Source organism: Sulfitobacter sp. W002 (genome assembly GCF_025142135.1).
Lineage (GTDB): Bacteria > Pseudomonadota > Alphaproteobacteria > Rhodobacterales > Rhodobacteraceae > Sulfitobacter > Sulfitobacter profundi.
The window spans coordinates 830,117-845,746 of the sequence record NZ_CP081126.1; the positions used below are offsets into that span (position 1 = coordinate 830,117).

At 62.4% G+C, this 15,630-nt stretch carries 14 protein-coding genes; 8 read left to right on the forward strand and 6 right to left on the reverse strand.

The annotated features are described in order from the left end of the window. Nucleotides 1-52 precede the first annotated feature (52 nt). Nucleotides 53-955: a DUF305 domain-containing protein gene (locus K3758_RS04055; RefSeq protein WP_259947868.1), complete on the reverse strand. Its 903-nt coding sequence runs from the start codon at nucleotides 953-955 to the stop codon at nucleotides 53-55. A gap of 199 nt (nucleotides 956-1,154) precedes the next feature. Here K3758_RS04055 and K3758_RS04060 point away from each other — a divergent pair, with 199 nt between their 5' ends. From K3758_RS04060 to K3758_RS04090, 7 genes are all read left to right on the forward strand, one after another. After that, the gene (locus K3758_RS04060; protein WP_067630970.1) at nucleotides 1,155-1,433 is read left to right on the forward strand and encodes a metal-sensitive transcriptional regulator; all 279 of its coding nucleotides are present in this window, start codon (nucleotides 1,155-1,157) and stop codon (nucleotides 1,431-1,433) included. 312 nt (nucleotides 1,434-1,745) lie between these two features. Further along, nucleotides 1,746-2,600 carry an SDR family oxidoreductase gene (locus K3758_RS04065; protein WP_259947873.1) on the forward strand — a complete coding sequence of 285 codons (855 nt, stop codon included), beginning with the start codon at nucleotides 1,746-1,748 and terminating at the stop codon, nucleotides 2,598-2,600. 102 nt (nucleotides 2,601-2,702) lie between these two features. After that, nucleotides 2,703-2,849: a hypothetical protein gene (locus K3758_RS04070; RefSeq protein WP_162931808.1), complete on the forward strand. Its 147-nt coding sequence runs from the start codon at nucleotides 2,703-2,705 to the stop codon at nucleotides 2,847-2,849. A 483-nt stretch (nucleotides 2,850-3,332) separates the two neighbouring features. Continuing rightward, nucleotides 3,333-4,904, forward strand: a complete 1,572-nt coding sequence (locus tag K3758_RS04075; protein ID WP_259947876.1) for an ABC transporter substrate-binding protein — start codon at nucleotides 3,333-3,335, stop codon at nucleotides 4,902-4,904. An 82-nt stretch (nucleotides 4,905-4,986) separates the two neighbouring features. Next, nucleotides 4,987-5,943 (forward strand): ABC transporter permease, encoded by a 957-nt coding sequence (locus K3758_RS04080; RefSeq protein ID WP_259947878.1) that lies wholly within the window; start codon nucleotides 4,987-4,989, stop codon nucleotides 5,941-5,943. Nucleotides 5,944-5,945: 2 nt separating this feature from the next. After that, on the forward strand, nucleotides 5,946-6,764 hold the full coding sequence (locus tag K3758_RS04085) for an ABC transporter permease (RefSeq protein WP_206054308.1): 819 nt from the start codon (nucleotides 5,946-5,948) through the stop codon (nucleotides 6,762-6,764). 18 nt (nucleotides 6,765-6,782) lie between these two features. Next, the gene (locus tag K3758_RS04090) at nucleotides 6,783-8,399 is read left to right on the forward strand and encodes an ABC transporter ATP-binding protein (protein ID WP_259947882.1); all 1,617 of its coding nucleotides are present in this window, start codon (nucleotides 6,783-6,785) and stop codon (nucleotides 8,397-8,399) included. Between the two features lie 12 nt (nucleotides 8,400-8,411). Here K3758_RS04090 and K3758_RS04095 read toward each other — a convergent pair whose 3' ends face one another. The 5 genes from K3758_RS04095 to K3758_RS04115 are packed head-to-tail and all read right to left on the reverse strand — an operon-like array spanning nucleotide 8,412 to nucleotide 14,753. Then, nucleotides 8,412-9,743, reverse strand: coding sequence for an aspartate aminotransferase family protein (locus tag K3758_RS04095; RefSeq protein ID WP_259947884.1), 1,332 nt, complete (start codon nucleotides 9,741-9,743; stop codon nucleotides 8,412-8,414). Between the two features lie 3 nt (nucleotides 9,744-9,746). Next, nucleotides 9,747-10,859 carry a phosphotransferase gene (locus tag K3758_RS04100; protein ID WP_259947885.1) on the reverse strand — a complete coding sequence of 371 codons (1,113 nt, stop codon included), beginning with the start codon at nucleotides 10,857-10,859 and terminating at the stop codon, nucleotides 9,747-9,749. After that, complete coding sequence (locus K3758_RS04105) at nucleotides 10,856-12,145, reverse strand: ArgE/DapE family deacylase (RefSeq protein ID WP_259947886.1); 1,290 nt, start codon at nucleotides 12,143-12,145, stop codon at nucleotides 10,856-10,858. The genes K3758_RS04100 and K3758_RS04105 overlap by 4 nt, the downstream gene beginning before the upstream one ends. 20 nt (nucleotides 12,146-12,165) lie before the next feature. Next, nucleotides 12,166-13,728, reverse strand: coding sequence for an acetolactate synthase large subunit (locus K3758_RS04110; protein WP_259947888.1), 1,563 nt, complete (start codon nucleotides 13,726-13,728; stop codon nucleotides 12,166-12,168). Then, entirely contained in the window at nucleotides 13,725-14,753 is a 1,029-nt protein-coding gene (locus tag K3758_RS04115; RefSeq protein WP_259947890.1) for a histone deacetylase family protein, read from the reverse strand. Before K3758_RS04115 ends, K3758_RS04110 begins: the two co-directional genes overlap by 4 nt. 123 nt (nucleotides 14,754-14,876) lie before the next feature. Here K3758_RS04115 and K3758_RS04120 point away from each other — a divergent pair, with 123 nt between their 5' ends. Continuing rightward, nucleotides 14,877-15,536: a GntR family transcriptional regulator gene (locus K3758_RS04120; RefSeq protein WP_259947891.1), complete on the forward strand. Its 660-nt coding sequence runs from the start codon at nucleotides 14,877-14,879 to the stop codon at nucleotides 15,534-15,536. Nucleotides 15,537-15,630: the final 94 nt, after the last annotated feature.

Consider the following 15,630-nt stretch of genomic DNA (forward strand, 5'->3'; position numbering starts at 1 on the left):
CGAAAGTCGACGGGAGGCCCACCCGGTTCGGCAGGCCCCCCCTTTGCGAGGGTCACATCTCGTTCGTGCAGTCCAAAAACCCGCGGTAGCCAACGGTCAGCCCGCGGTCGAGATGGAATTTCATCTCGGCTTCCGAGCGGCGCAGGTTGCTTTCGGTATCGGTCCAATCCGCCCCGGCAAGGGGGGTGACGGTCACGTCAACGCCATCGGCGGTGAAACGGGCGCCATCGGCAAGCGCGGCTTGGTCAATGGCCTCATCGGATTGCAATTCGATCAAGGTGCCCGAAAGTTTGATCCCCCCGGCGTTGCCCGCCATCACGAGGCTTGGGTCGCCTTCGTTGGTGCGGCCAAACTCACAGGTGGCGGCGCTGCCAAGCAGGCTTTTGACATCCTCAGGGGTCAGCCCCGCCGGGTCGACTTTTGCTACTTCTGCGGAGGATAGCGCGTCGTCCACCGTACCGACTTCGGGCTTGCTTTCGGCCTCGCCCAGTTCCGGATCAACCGCGTCGCCGTTCTCTTCGATGTCGGCGATCAGGCTGCGCATTTCGGCGATCTCTTTGCGCTGTGCGGCGATGATGCCATCTGCCATCTTACGCACGCGCGGGTCCGAAAGTTCTGCCCGCTCCGAGGTCATAATGGCGATCGAATGGTGCGGAATCATGGCGCGCATATAGCTGGTATCGCCCACGGTAACTTGGCTGCGCACCAGCCAAAGGGTCAGGGCGAAGACCGCGATGGAGCCGATATAGATGGCGATGTTGATGGCCTTGTTGGAATACATCGACAACATGAAGCTCAGCATGATGACTGCCATCACAGCCCCCATCAGCAGCGCCATATAGGTCCGCGTTTCGCTGAAAAAGACATGCTCAAATGCGTAGGTGTTCAGGTACATCAGGCCAAACATCACGATGGTTGAGGTCGCGATCATTGCGGCGAAACGCCAGTAGGACATGGGGTGTCTCCTCTTTCAAATTTCTGCGCGATTGCGGCGCGCACCGTGGCAATCAAGGGCATGGGGGGCTATGATCGCCAAAGCCAATGCGGGCCTTGCAACGCGCCGGCAAAATGCGAATGAGGCGGCCCTAGATACCCCCCTATGGTATGTTAACAGGCCACGGTCGTCTTAGTTCCGATAGGTGGAGGCACCAAACGTGGAAGCAAAGCAGAACAAGGCAGCGATCCTCAAGCGACTGGCGCGGCTGGAAGGGCAGTTGCGCGGCGTCACGCGGATGGTCGATGAGGGGCGCTATTGCGTGGACGTGCTGGTGCAAACCGCCGCCGTGCGCTCGGCCCTGCGCGCGGTCGAGCGATTGGTGATTGAGGATCACGCCAACCACTGTATGGAAGAGGCGATCCTATCGGGCGACCGCGAAGAGCAGCGCCAGAAGTTCCGTGAATTGGTCGCCTTGCTGGAAAAGGCACGCGACTAGGGGTTCGTTTTGGAGGTGGGCGGTTTCCGCTTAGAACCTAGACGCGAAACCGGCGGATTGGCCGCGAATGTGATGCGCAAACCGCATGGCGACCGGCAAGCTACGCGGCGAAAGTCGGGCATGTGCCAAGGACGGCACGCGGTAGAGACGCAGCCCCCCGATTGGCACCCGAGGCAGGCGTTCATGATGCGCAGGTTTTCTCTCATCTCTGCCCCGTGGTGAAACCATACCCACAAGGCGAACATTGGCCCTCTGTAGCCCTAGTTTTTTTGAACGCCCCACTTTTGGGGCCGCAACAGATAGGAGTGCGCCATGACAGATCAGAATTTTGATGCCCTCGACAGCCCGCAAAGCCAGCCCGGTCAAGAACATAAGATGGATCCCGCACCCGATTACACGCCGCGCTACCCCGGCTCAGATCGGCTCAAGGATAAGGTTGCGCTTATCACCGGGGGGGACAGCGGGATCGGACGGGCCACGGCGCTGCTCTATGCGCGCGAGGGGGCGGATATCGCCATCGTTTACCGCAACGAAAGCCGTGATGCCGAAGAGACCAAACAGTTGGTCGAGGCCGAGGGCCGCCGGGCGCTGTTGCTGGAGGGCGATGTCGGCCAGAAAGACTTTTGCAAAGATGCCGTGCGCCGCACGATGGAGAGTTTTGGCAAGATCGACATTCTGGTCAATGACGCGGGCGAACAGCACGCGCAGGAGCGCCTTGAGGATATCGAAGAAGCCCAGATTGAGCGCACATTCCGCACCAATATCATTGGCATGATCCTGATGACGCAGGCGACGCTGCCGCACCTGAAAAAGGGCGCGCGGATCATCTGTGTCACTTCGATCACCGCCTATAAAGGGCAGGATTTGTTGATTGACTATGCTTCGACCAAAGGGGCGATCCTGTCTTTCTTGCGCGCCATGGCAAGCAAGCTCGCGCCCGAGGGTATTTTGGTCAATGGCGTGGCACCGGGGCCGATCTGGACGCCCCTGATCCCGGCGTCCTTCCCCGCCGATAAAGTTGAGGAGTTTGGCCAGAACGCCCCCCTTGGCCGCCCCGGTCAGCCGAATGAGGTCGCGCCCTCCCTGCTGTTCCTCGCCTGCGAGGATTCGTCCTATATGAGCGGGCAGGTGTTGCACCCGAACGGCGGCACGCTCGTTGGGGGATAGACCAGTTGCCCTGTGCCCCGCACGACAAACAATTGGCCTCTGTGTCGATGAAGCCCCGAATGTAGGCCGCAGACCGCATTAACAGCCCGAAAGGAGAACACCATGCCAAACGAGCCAGATCACGCCAAAGAGAAACGCCCACCCCACCGGGAGCGCCACAATGCGCAGGATGACCACGAAGGCGCGGCGCACCGTCCTGAGGAGTTCGATCCAAAGAACCCGCAAAAGGCGGTGAAGAAAGAGAAGTGAACGCGAAAGCAGTGCGGAAATCCCGCGCTGTTTTCTCGCATCGCCCGGTGTTTAATTTCGGGCGAAATCCCCCCTGAGGGGGCCGCAGACGGGGCGGGATCAGACCCCCGGTCTTGCGGCGCTCGCGGTAAGGATCGGCGGGCGCGGCGCGTTGCTAGCCCGGCCACAAGACCTTGTTCTCTCCGAAAAACCTCTCTAGCCGTAGCGTAACTGCGCGACAGGCGCGCCGGGCATCTATACCCCGGCGATGGAACCGGCTATGCCTATGGCCAAGATCGTTGCGGCGGGCGCACTGCCGCGGCTGATCGCATTGCAGGCAGAGACGCGCTGCCGTTCGGCGGCGGCGATGTTTCGACCGCGATAGCAGGCGGGGCGACTGGCTCATGCCTCTGCGAGGGGCGGCGGTAAACGCCGCGTAATCGACCATTACGCCGAGCGCTTTGTCAGAGCGTTTGACCAAGAAAACAAACATAGGGGGATACAATGACCAATTTCACAAAACGTCAAAACGGACCGAGCCGTCGCAGCTTTCTAGCTGGGAGCGCGGCTGCGGTGGGGGCAGGGCTGATCCTGCCACAGGGCGCACGGGCACAGGCTCAGCCCAAAAAGGGCGGCACCCTGCGGGTTGGCTTCACCCAAGGGTCGACCTCCGACAGCCTTGATCCCGCGACCTTCAACAACGACTTCATGTTTGCCAGCGGCTATGCGGTCTTCAACACTCTGACGGAAATCGCCCCCGACGGCACCGCCCAGCCCGACTTGGCCGAGAGCTTTGAGGCGAGCAGCGATGCCGCCACATGGACCTTCCGCCTGCGCGACAACGCGCAATTCTCGGACGGCAAAACGGCGACGGCGAATGACGTGATCGCCTCGATCCGTCACCACATGGGGCCAGAGTCCAAATCCGGCATCAAACCGCTGCTTGAGCAGATCACCGACATCCGCGCCGATGGCGACAAGGTCGTGATCTTTGAACTGGCCGCAGGGAACGCGGATTTCCCATTTATCTTCAATGATTACCACCTCGGCATTCGCCAAGACACCGGCGATGGCACGATCGACCCCAACAGCCGCATCGGCACCGGCGGCTATGTGATCGACGTCTTCGAGCCGGGCGTGCGGGTCGAACTGACGCGCCGCGATGACTACTGGAAAGAGGGCCGCGCGCATTTCGACAAGGTCGTGATCCTGAAAGTCGGCGATCCGGCGGCCCGGATGAACGCGCTGATGACCGGCGAGGTTGACCTGATCGACCGGCCCGACCTCAAGACGATCAACCTGCTGGGCCGCGCGCCCAACGTGAAGATCCACACCCAAGACGGCACGCTGCATTACATCATGCCGATGCAGACCAACACGGCCCCGTTTGATGACATGAACGTGCGGATGGCGTTGAAATATGGCATCAACCGCGAAGATATGATCGAAAAGGTTCTGCGCGGCTATGGCACCGTGGGCAACGACCAACCGATCTCGCGCTCCATGCCCTATTACAACGACGACCTTGAGCAGATCACCTATGACCCGGAGCGGGCGAAGTACCACTTGAAACAGGCGGGGCTTGAAAGCCTTGATGTGACGCTGTCGACCTCGGATGCGGCATTCAACGGGGCGGTAGATGCCTCGGTTCTCTTTGCCGAAAACGCGCGGCCTGCGGGGCTGAACATCGAGGTGAAGCGTGAGCCGGATGATGGCTATTGGTCGAATGTCTGGCTGCAAAAGCCCTTCTGCTGCTCCTATTGGGGCGGGCGTCCGACGCCCGACCTGATGTTCTCGACCGGCTATGCCGCCGATGCGGAGTGGAACGAGACCAAATGGGACAACGAGCGCTTTAACGAGTTGCTGTTGCAAGCGCGGCCTGAGTTGGACCAGACCCGCCGCGCCGAGATGTACGGCGAGATGCAAAAGATCGTGAAAGAGCAGGGCGGCGCGCTGATCCCGGCCTTTGGTCAATATGTCTCGGCCATGAGCGAAAGCGTTCAGATGCCTGAGGAAGTGTCCGAGATGTGGGATCTCGACAGCCAGCGCTTCATCGAACGCTGGTGGATGTCCTAAGCCACAGCCTCATCCGGGCGGCCCCAAGGGGCCGTCCGTTTCCCGCACCAATGGCCCGATCCGGGCCGGAGAAAACCTTAAAATGTCCCGGCTTCAGAAGCTTGTTATCGGCCGAGTGTCCCTCGGCATTCTGACCCTCTTTGTCGTATCCGCCCTGATGTTCGTTGGCATCGAGCTTTTGCCCGGCGATCTGGCGCAGCAGATCCTTGGCCAATCAGCGACCGAGTCGACCCTCGCGGCATTCCGCGCCGAACTGGGCCTCGATCAGCCTGCGCATCTTCGTTATTTCGATTGGCTCGGCGGCGTGCTGCACGGAGACTTTGGCACCTCTCTGGCCTCGGGGCGCGAGGTGTCCGAGCTTTTGGGACCGCGGCTTGCCAATACCATGTTTCTGGCCACCTATGCCGCCGCCATCGCCGCGCCGCTGGCGGTGATCCTTGGTCTTTTGGCCGCCCTGTGGCGCAACACGCTGTTTGACCGGGGCGTCAATTTGACCGCGCTTTCGGCGATCTCTATGCCGGAGTTTTTCGTGGGCTACGTGCTGATCCTGTTTCTGTCGATCAAGGCGGGCGTCTTTCCGACACTTGCGCGGATCGACAGCGCCACGGGGCTGTGGGACGCGCTCTACCGCAGCTTTCTGCCCGCGCTGACGCTTATTCTGGTGGTCGTCGCCCATATGATGCGGATGACGCGGGCGGCCATCATCAACGTGCTCGCCTCGCCCTATATTGAGATGGCGCGCCTTAAAGGTGTGCCGCGCTGGCGCATCATCGTGCAGCACGCGCTACCCAACGCATTGGCGCCGATCGTCAATGTCGTGGCCCTGAACCTTGCCTATCTGGTGGTCGGCGTGGTGGTGGTAGAGGTCGTCTTTTCCTACCCCGGTCTTGGGCAGTTGTTGGTCGATGCGGTCTCCAGCCGGGATTTCCCGGTGGTGCAGGCGGTGGGGCTGTTCTTTGCCGCTGTTTATATCACGCTCAACGTCTTGGCCGACATCATCTCGATCATGTCGAACCCGCGTCTGCGGCACGGGAGATAACAATGAAATCTTTGCTGAAATCCGCGCCCCCCTCGGCGATCTTTGGGATGGTGGTGCTGGCCATCGTCGCCTTTACGGGGATATTCGCGCCCATCGTCGCGCCCTACGGCGAGACGCAGGTGGTGGGCGATGCCTATTTGCCATGGAGCGCCGCGCATCCGCTGGGCACCGACAATCTGGGCCGCGATATGCTGTCGCGCATGATCTTTGGCGCGCGCAATACGGTTGGGCTGGCGCTGCTGACCACGGCTATTTCCTTTTCGGTCGGGTCAACGTTGGGGATGCTGGCCGCGCTCAAAGGCGGCTGGCTGGACGAAGTCCTGTCGCGCTTGGTCGATGTGCTGATGGCCGTGCCGCCGCTGATCTTGGCGCTGATGCTCTTGGCCATCGTCGGCCCGTCGATCCCGAATATGGTCGGGGTGATCGCGGTGATCTATGTGGCGCCGGTCTACCGGCTGTCGCGGGCTGCGGCGATGAATGTGGTCGGCCTTGATTTCGTCGAAGCCGCGAGGCTGCGCGGAGAGCGCACGCCGTGGCTGCTACGGCGCGAAATTTTGCCCAACATCTGGTCGACCTTGATCGCCGAGTTTGGGGTGCGCTTTTGTTTTGTGTTCCTCTTTATCGCGGCGCTGTCATTCCTTGGCATTGGTATCCAGCCGCCCACGGCGGACTGGGGGTCGATGGTAAAGGAAAACGCCACCCTGATCAGTTTCGGGGATATCACGCCGTTGATCCCGGCGGCGGCCATCGCCTTGCTGACCGTTGCGATCAACCTGATCGTCGATTGGATGCTGCACCGCGCCAGCGGTCTGAAAAGTTAACCAAGCAGGGGCAGCCATATGGGAAATCTTCTGAACATTCGCGGCCTTCGGCTTGAGGCAGGCAGCCGCGCGCAGCCCAATGTGATCATCAAGGGGCTTGATCTGGACCTCGACCGAGGGGAGGTGCTGGGCCTTGTCGGTGAAAGTGGGGCGGGCAAAAGCTCGGCCGGGTTGGCGGCGATGGGCTATGTCCGCGACGGGGTGCGTTTTGCCGGGGGCAGCGTCGAATTCGACGGGACCGAATTGATCGGCATGGCGGGCGGCCAGCTGCGCCGCCTGCACGGCAAGCGGATCGCCTATGTCGCCCAGTCCGCCGCGGCAAGCTTTAACCCCGCCAAGACCCTGATCGACCAATATACCGAAGCGCCGCGGCTGCACGGTGTCTCTGGCCGCGCGGCGGCAGAGCAGGACGCCGTCGCACTCTACCGTCAGATGCAACTGCCCAACCCCGAAGAGATCGGCTTTCGCTATCCGCACCAAGTGTCGGGCGGCCAGTTGCAGCGGGCGATGACGGCCATGGCCATGGCCTGCCGCCCCGATCTGATCATCTTTGACGAGCCGACGACCGCCTTGGACGTCACCACCCAGATCGAAGTGCTGGGCGCCATCCGCGATATTGTCGAGCAATATGACACGGCGGCGATCTACATCACGCATGATTTGGCGGTGGTCAGCCAGATGGCCGACCGCATCTGCGTGATGAAGGATGGTGAGGCGGTCGAGACCGCGCCGACCAAATCCATGCTGGACGCCCCGCAAGAGGATTACACCCGGTCGCTTTGGGCCGTGCGGTCGTTTCGCCGCCCCGATGCAGAGGCCGGGGAAGCTCCGGCGCTGATCCGCTGCGAGGGGGTCTCGGCGGCCTATGGGCCGATGACCGTGTTGGATAATCTCAACTTCACCTTTCCGCGCGGCCAGACAACGGCGGTGGTGGGGGAAAGCGGGTCGGGGAAATCCACCCTCGCGCGGGTGATCGCGGGGCTGCTGCCCCCCGCCTCGGGGCAGTTTTTCTGGAACGATGCGCCGCTTGAGCCGCAACTGGCCAAACGCGGGGCCGAGACGTTGCGCAATATCCAGATGATCTATCAATCGGCGGATACCTCGCTGAACCCGCGCCACAATATCCGCGAGATTTTGTCCCGCCCGGTGCGCAAATTCACGGGCCGCAAGGGGCGGGTGCTTCGGGCGCGGGTGGAGGAACTGATGGATCTGGTCGACCTCGACCGCGCCTTCCTTGACCGCAAACCCAGCGAGCTTTCCGGCGGTCAGAAGCAGCGCGTTGGCATCGCCCGCGCGCTGGCCGCCGAGCCGGAGTTCATCATCTGCGACGAGGTGACCAGTGCGCTCGATCAACTGGTGGCCGAGGGGATCTTGCGGTTGTTGGTGCGTTTGCAAACCGAGCTGGACCTGACCTTCATGTTCATCACTCATGACTTGGCCACGGTAGAGGCGATTGCCCATAAGGTGATCGTGCTCAAGAATGGCCAGATCGTCGAGCAGGGCGGGCGTGATGAGATCTTCGGCGCGCCAAAGCAGGCCTATACCAAACGGCTGCTGACATCGGTGCCGCAGATGGATCCGGAATGGCTGACAGAGGCCCGCGCACGGGAAAGGTCCTTGCGCGAGGCGGAGTAGGGCGCTGGCGGGTTATATACCCGCGGCGCGCGCCGCGGCAAAGGCGGCCTCTGCCACGTCGAGAAACAGAGCGGCTTCGGGCTGCTGCAACACAAGGGGCGGGCGGATTTTCAACACATTGCCCCCCGGCCCGGTGGCGCTGATCAAGACGCCATTCTGGCGCATGTGGTTGACCACGAATTTCGCGCGGGCGGCGTCGGGCGCGTTGGTCGCGCGCGCAATGACGCATTCGACCGCCAGAAACAGCCCCGCGCCGCGCACATGGCCGATCTCGGGGTAGCGGGTCGCGATGTCCTGCAAGCCGCTCTTGAGGAAGTCGCCGACGGCTGTGGCATTGTCCTGCAACCCCTCATCCGCGATTACGTCGAGCACCGCCATGCCCGCGGCGGCGGCTACGGGGTTGCCGCCAAAGGTATTGAAATACCGCGCCTTTTCGCCGAATTCTTGAACCAGTTCTGGGCGCATCGCGGTGCCGGAGAGGGGGAAACCATTGCCCATCGGTTTGCCCATGGTGACCATGTCAGGCACCAGCCCGTGGCGCTGAAACCCCCAGAATGCGTCGCCAGTGCGGGCAAAGCCGGGTTGCACCTCATCAGCGATGAAAAGCCCGCCTTCGGCGCGGATCAGATCGACCGCCGGTTGCAGGAACCCCGCGGGATCAGGGTGCAGCCCGTCGCTGGAAAAGATGGTGTCGACAATGAAAGCCGCAGGCTCGATCCCGTCGGCGCGCATCTCGGCAATCGCTTGGGCGAGATCGGCGGCGAGTTTGGCCCCTTGCTCCGCGGCTGAAATGCGCAGCGTGTCGGGCGCGTCGATCAGCCGGATGCGCGGGCTGCGCGGGGTGAAATCCCCCAAGGAGGGGGAGAGTTCGGCCACCGCCTCGGTCAGCCCGTGATATGCAAGGCGGGTGACGATGACGCCCTCGCGTCGGGTATAGCTGCGGGCGATGCGCAGGGCGATGTCATTCGCCTCGGACCCGGTGCAGGTGAACATGACATGGCCGAGTGCGTCGGGCATCGTGGCGAGCAGCCGTTCGGCGTAAGTCACCACGTTTTCATGTAGATAGCGGGTGTGGGTGTTCAGCACGCCCAATTGGCGGGTGATCGCCTCGACCACGCGCGGATGACAATGGCCGACCGAGGCGACGTTGTTATAGGCATCAAGGTATTTGCGCCCGTCCTTGTCCCACAGCCAGACGCCTTCGCTGCGCTCAATGTGCAGCGGATGGTCGTAAAACAGCCGGTAGGCGGGGCCGAGCGCCTTGGCGCGGCGGTCGATCAGGGCGCGGTCGGCCGGGCTGAGGGCATCGGATCGGGCGCTGTCGTAGGCGTTGATCATGGTCATCGGTCACTCCGTTCCCGCCGCACGGTGCAGGGCTTTGATCGCGGCGGCGTCGCCAATTTGGTCGAGTGCTGCCAGCCCGCGTTGCGAGGCGGCGGCGTTGCGCAGGATATAGGGGGCGTTGTCGGGATAGCGCCGCGCGCGGGATGCGCCGATGGCCAATGTGGTGGCGTGGCGCAGTCGGATCAGGCTCGGCAGCAGCGCGATCTCATCCGGCTCCAGCGGCAAGCGTTTGGCAAAGCCTGCGACCATCTCGCAGACATCTTGCAGCAGCTCAGCGCTCTGGCCGAGTTGATAGGAGCATGCCACCGCCAGATCGCAGGCCAGCGGAGTGTGCACCATGTCGCCGAAATCAATCAGGCCGATGGGATGCTGCGCCTCTGGTCCATCGACCAGAATATTGTGCGGATTGAAATCGTTATGAACGACCTGTGCCCGCAGATGTGGAAGCTGGGGCGCGACCTCCGCATCAAAGTGATCGAGGGTGCGCCCCAGTTGGGCGCGCAGGGCGGCGTCTTGCACATCCGCCAGCAGCGGGCGCAGATGGCCCGCCTGTTTGATGTCCCACTGCAGAAAATGCCCCCCCGCCGGATGGAAAAAACCGCGCAGACCAAGCGCCACCCGCGCGTGAAAATCCCCCAAGGCGCGGTGCAGGCCGGGGCGCGGCGTGGCATTGCTGAGGACGGTGCCGCCAAGGAAGGTCATCAGCCGCACGACATGCGACTGACCATCGGCGGCGGTGGCCACCTCGGCGGCCTTGCCGCTCAGGCTGGCGCAGATACGCTGCACGGGCAGGTCGGGATCAGCGGCGGCCAGATGCATCAACGCGGCAGTCTGCATATCGGTCACCGCACGCTCTTCGGCGGCGTTGGTAATTTTCAGCAGCGCCTCTTCGCCGCTTGGCAGGGTGATTAGGAAGTTCGCGTCCTTCTCTGCCGCCAGCGGCTTGATCTCACCGGAGATGCCATAGCGCTGCAAGGCGACCTCAGCCGCAAGTGCCGCGTCAAAAGCGGGAGGGTCTTGCGCCAGAAGATCGGTCTTGTTGCCGCTCTCTTCGGCCAGCACACCGCTGAGAAAGGGGGGCAGGCCACCCTGAGGCGTGATCCCGACCTCGGTCATGGGGTGATGTCCTCGGTCCCGCACCATTCGGCGATAAACAGCGCCATGGCTTGGGTGATCTTTTTCACCGAACTCAGGCTGACGGATTCATTGATCCCATGGATGTTGCGCGATTTTGGCCCGTAGCAGAGCGCCGGGATCTTGTTGTAAAGCGCATAGACCCGCGTATCGAGATAGCCCGCTGTCATGAAGGATTGAAGCGGCGCGCCGATGGCCTCTTCATGGGCGCGTTCCAGCACCTCTTCGGCCTCGCTGCCCGGTTCCAGCACATAGCCTTCGGCGTGAAAGCCGTTAAAGACCACTTTCGGCGGGTTGTTGGACAGGAAGTTGTCGGTCTGGGCAAAGGCTTTGACGCGCTCGGTAATCTCGCGCGCGGCATCCTCGGCGTTGCGGCCCGGATAGATAGAGACGCGGCAATCGATGTTGCACCATGACGGCACGGAAGACGCCCAATCGCCGCCTTCGATCTTGCCGATGTTGAGGTTGATGGGATGCGCTTCGTCTTCGAAATGCGGGTGCTCGCGTTTCTCGGCGTTCCACTCCTCCTCCATCTCGCGCAGGGCGGTCATCACGCGGGTGGCCGCGTCGATCGCATTGGCCCCTTCGCCCATCTCGCGCACATGGACGGGTACGCCGCGCACCTGCACCTGAAACCAGATGACGCCGGTATTGGCGCGCACCAACATCTCTTCTTCGGGCTCGGGGATGAAAACCGCATCTGCGGTGTAGCCTTGTAGGAAGGTCTGCAACGCGCCGTTGCCGGTGGACTCCTCTTCGACCACGGACTGCACATAGACGGTTGCCGCTGGTTGCAACCCGATGCGGCGCAGCGCATCTAGGGCAAAGATATTCGCCGCCGCGCCTGCCTTCATATCGCCCGCGCCCCGGCCATACATCCAATCGCCGTCGATCTTGGCCGACAGGGGCGGATCAGCCCACATGTCGTGCAGACCTTCGGGCACCACGTCGAGATGTGATTGCAGGATCAGCGAGCGGCCCGTCTCATCGCGCGGACGGTGGATGCCCACGACGATGGGGGCGTCTGAATGATCCTCTGAGTATTTCGAGCCGCCGGGGTGCGCCTCAATCGCGGCGCGGTCCATCTTGAAACGGTCCATCGCGTAGCCACGGCTTTGCAGGCTGCGAAACAGCAGGTCTTGGATCGCATGTTCATGGCCGCGCAGCGAAGGGGTCTGCACGAGTTGTTGGGTAAAGCTCACTTGCTCAGCAAACCCATCTTCGACAGCCTGAAGGATGCGGGATTTCAGATCAGGATCGAGGGTCATGTCGTGTCCTTTCGAGGGGTTTACAGCATCGCTTCAATGAGGAAGGGGCCGGGCTCTTTCGCCGCGTCCTCGATGGCACGCATCAGCTCGGTGATGTCTTCAACACGTTTGCCCGGTACGCCCATGCCCTTGGCCATCGCGACGAAATCCAGCTCAGGGCGGTCAAGGTTCAGCATGCTCAGCGCGTCGGGGCCGGGCTGCGCGCCGACGTTGTGCAATTCGCCCTTGAGGATCTCATAGGACTGGTTGGCGAGGATGATCGTGGTGACGTTGGAGTTCTCGCGCGCTTGGGTCCAAAGCCCTTGGATGGTGTACATCGCCGATCCATCCGCTTGCAGCGTGATCACCGGACGGTCGGGGCAGGCAATGGCCGCCCCGGCAGAAAGCGGGATGCCGATGCCAATCGAACCGCCGGTGATGGCCAACCAAGAGTTTGGCGCCGCGCTGTCGCCTGCGGGGAAGGTGGCCCCGCCAGAGGATACGGCTTCATCCACCACAATCGCATCTTCGGGCAGCGCGTTCGCCAAGGCCGCGCCGAGGTTTTGCAAGCTGATGCCACCCGCCTGCGGTGCGGCGGGCCTGTCGTGCTGGGGCGGCGTGACGGATTTCGCGCCGATGCGGTCTGCCAGTGCGGCGATGGCCTCAGACCCGTTACCATCAACCGCTGCCAATGTGACGGTATGGCAGTCTACCGGCAGCAGCAGGCTGGGCTTACCGGGATAGGCAAAGAAGGCGACGGGGGGCGGCGTCTCGATGAGGATCGCGCGGCTGTAAGGGGCAAGGCACTGAAGCGCCGCGTCGATCGGGTAGGGGATTTTGTTGACCATGAAGCGCCCCTGACCCCGCTCCATCCGGCGGTTCGAGGTGGGCGCGAGGATGTCGGCCCCGGTCTTTTCTGCGATGCCGTGCAGCAGCGCCATCGCTTCTTGGCTTTCCAGCACCGCGCTGCCGACTAGCAAAACGGTTTTCTCACCGCTCTCCAAAGCATTGATTGCCGCATCTAGCGCGCGTTCATCCAGTGGGGCAGGGGCGGCGGGGGCCACGGCATTGGCCATCTTGCCGCCCGCGTCCCAGCCGATATCCGCAGGGGCGATCAGTGTGGCGACCTTGCCGGGCTTGCTTTGCGCCACGGCGAGGGCGGTCATTGCATCCGCCGCAAAGCTGCCAGCATCGCGGCCCGAGCGGACCCAATCGCTAAACGGTGCACAGGCGCCTTCGACATCTGCCGAGAGGGGGGCGTCATACTTTTGGTGCCGCAGCGCGTGGTCGCCCACAAGGTTCACCATCGGCACCCGCGCCTTGCGGGCGTTGTGTAGATTGGCGGCGGCGTTGGCAAAACCGGGCGCGAGGTGCAGCAGGGTCACTGCCGGTTTACCGGCCATGCGGGCATAGCCATCGGCGGCACCGGTCACCACGCCTTCGAACAGACCCAAGACGCAGCGCATTAGCTTGGTCCGGTCCAGCGCATCGACAAACTGCATCTCGGAGGTGCCGGGATTGGCGAAACAGACCTCCACCCCGCCCGCATGCAGGCTGCGCACCACGCTTTCAGCGCCGTTCATCTCTTTGGGTGTCTTGCTCATGCTGTGGCCTCGCGGAATGTCGTGAGAAATGATTTTGCGTTATCGGCAAGGGAGGGGCCAAGGTAGCCGCCCTCCTGGATCAATGCAGTGGGAAGGTTGAGCGCCGCCAAGCGCCGCGCCATTTCGCCAAAGCCGTCGGGGTAGACTTTCACGGCGGCCAGCGGATCGTCGGCGGCCATGTCAAAGCCCAGTGAGACCACAAGCGCCTCGGCCCCGAAATCACGGATCGCGGCGATGCCCTTGTCGAGCAGGGCCAGCACCTCATCTTGGCTCGCGCCCTGTTCCAGCAGCAGGTTCAGCGATTTGCCCGCCCCGTCGCCTTCGCCCGTTTCATCCGCATGGCCAAGGTAGAAGGTGGGGTAGGTGGCCGGATCGGGATGCAGCGAGCAAAAGAAGATATCGCCACGTTCATAGAGGATGTCGAGCGAGCCATTGCCGGTGTGCACATCGATGTCGATCAGCGCGACCTTCTTGTAGGTCTGGGTCAGATACTCCGCCGCGATACAGGCGTTGTTGAAAAAGCAAAACCCGTTTGAACAATCGCGCATCGCGTGGTGGCCGGGCGGACGGCAAAGCGCATAGGCGGCGCGGGCACCGGCTGCCACGGTCTCGGCGGCTTGGACGGCGGTTTGGGCCGACCAATAGGCGGCGTCCCATGACCCTTCGGTCAGCGGGGTCGATGTGTCAGTCATCCACCAGCCCAACTGGCCGTGAATGTCTTTGGGTTCTTTGCCGCGCCGCACGCCGGGGTGCATGGTGGGAATGGCCAGCGCCTCGGGGCCCGCGCTTTCGACGAAGCGGGCGTGGGCGTCTGGCAGGAAGTCGACATAGTCAGGGTTGTGCACGGCCTTGATCGGGGCAAGCCCGTGGTCTTGGGGCTTGGTGATCTCAAACCCTTCGCCGATTAACATATCGCGTAGAATTTCAGCACGTTGTGGCTGTTCTTGATGCGGCATGGCCGCGCCGCGCCGAAAGTAGTGGGTCGGTGCGTGGCCAAGCTGGCGTTCGTCGAAAAAGACTTTCATCACATTCCCTGTGGTCTGATGTCATTGCGGCGGAGCATTGCAGTTTTAATTTGCAGGCTCAATAGAAATGATGCATCATGCATCAAAACTGGCCACGGTTCGGTCGGTAAGGACGAGGGCGCGATGGCCGAGATCAGTCAAGTTTCATTGGGCGATGCGATCTATGATCGGGTCTGTCAGGACTTGGTAGAAGGCAAGTTGCGCCCCAATGAAAAGGTCACCATCCGCGGCTTAGCAGAGCGGCTGGGCACCAGTTCGACGCCCGTGCGCGACGCGGTGCAGCGGCTCTTGCGGGATGAGGCTTTGGTCCAGCGCAGCATGCGCGACGTGCGCGTGCCGGTGCTGACAGAGGCGCAGTATCTCGAAATCGCCAGCATCCGGCGCGAGTTGGAGGGTTTCGCCGCAGGCCGCGCCGCCGAGATGGTGGGCCCCAAGGAAATCCGCCGCCTGAAAAAGATCGTGGAGCGGAATGAGGCCGCAGCCGTAGCTGGGCGTTGGCCGCAGGCGGTCAAGTACAATCAGGAGTTCCATTTCGCATTGGTGGAGGCGGCTGAGATGCCCATTCTGCTGGCGATACTCAGCGGGCTGTGGCTGCGCATGGGGCCGCTGATTGCCGGGTACTATGCGCGGGAGCAACTGGGGCTGGTCCGGCATCATCAGGCGATCATTGCCGCCTGTGAAAATCGCGATCCTGCGGCGGCTGCCGCGGAAATGCGCGCAGACATAGATGACGCAAAGGAGGGGATCATCAGATACATCCAATCGTTCACCATAGACGAATGAGCAATTCAAGCGCTGCGCGTCGCGCGGCCATCACCCAAGCGACTGCAAGAAGCCGACCAGATCGGACGCTGTCACTGGGCGAGTCAAAGCAAAA

Excerpts from the sequence above, each read along its gene's own strand:
- K3758_RS04055 (WP_259947868.1), bottom strand. The coding sequence starts at position 955 with ATGTCCTACTGGCGTTTCGCCGCAATGATCGCGACCTCAACCATCGTG.
- K3758_RS04065 (WP_259947873.1), top strand. The coding sequence starts at position 1,746 with ATGACAGATCAGAATTTTGATGCCCTCGACAGCCCGCAAAGCCAGCCC.
- K3758_RS04070 (WP_162931808.1), top strand. The coding sequence starts at position 2,703 with ATGCCAAACGAGCCAGATCACGCCAAAGAGAAACGCCCACCCCACCGG.
- K3758_RS04075 (WP_259947876.1), top strand. The coding sequence starts at position 3,333 with ATGACCAATTTCACAAAACGTCAAAACGGACCGAGCCGTCGCAGCTTT.
- K3758_RS04080 (WP_259947878.1), top strand. The coding sequence starts at position 4,987 with ATGTCCCGGCTTCAGAAGCTTGTTATCGGCCGAGTGTCCCTCGGCATT.
- K3758_RS04085 (WP_206054308.1), top strand. The coding sequence starts at position 5,946 with ATGAAATCTTTGCTGAAATCCGCGCCCCCCTCGGCGATCTTTGGGATG.
- K3758_RS04090 (WP_259947882.1), top strand. The coding sequence starts at position 6,783 with ATGGGAAATCTTCTGAACATTCGCGGCCTTCGGCTTGAGGCAGGCAGC.
- K3758_RS04095 (WP_259947884.1), bottom strand. The coding sequence starts at position 9,743 with ATGACCATGATCAACGCCTACGACAGCGCCCGATCCGATGCCCTCAGC.
- K3758_RS04100 (WP_259947885.1), bottom strand. The coding sequence starts at position 10,859 with ATGACCGAGGTCGGGATCACGCCTCAGGGTGGCCTGCCCCCCTTTCTC.
- K3758_RS04105 (WP_259947886.1), bottom strand. The coding sequence starts at position 12,145 with ATGACCCTCGATCCTGATCTGAAATCCCGCATCCTTCAGGCTGTCGAA.
- K3758_RS04110 (WP_259947888.1), bottom strand. The coding sequence starts at position 13,728 with ATGAGCAAGACACCCAAAGAGATGAACGGCGCTGAAAGCGTGGTGCGC.
- K3758_RS04115 (WP_259947890.1), bottom strand. The coding sequence starts at position 14,753 with ATGAAAGTCTTTTTCGACGAACGCCAGCTTGGCCACGCACCGACCCAC.
- K3758_RS04120 (WP_259947891.1), top strand. The coding sequence starts at position 14,877 with ATGGCCGAGATCAGTCAAGTTTCATTGGGCGATGCGATCTATGATCGG.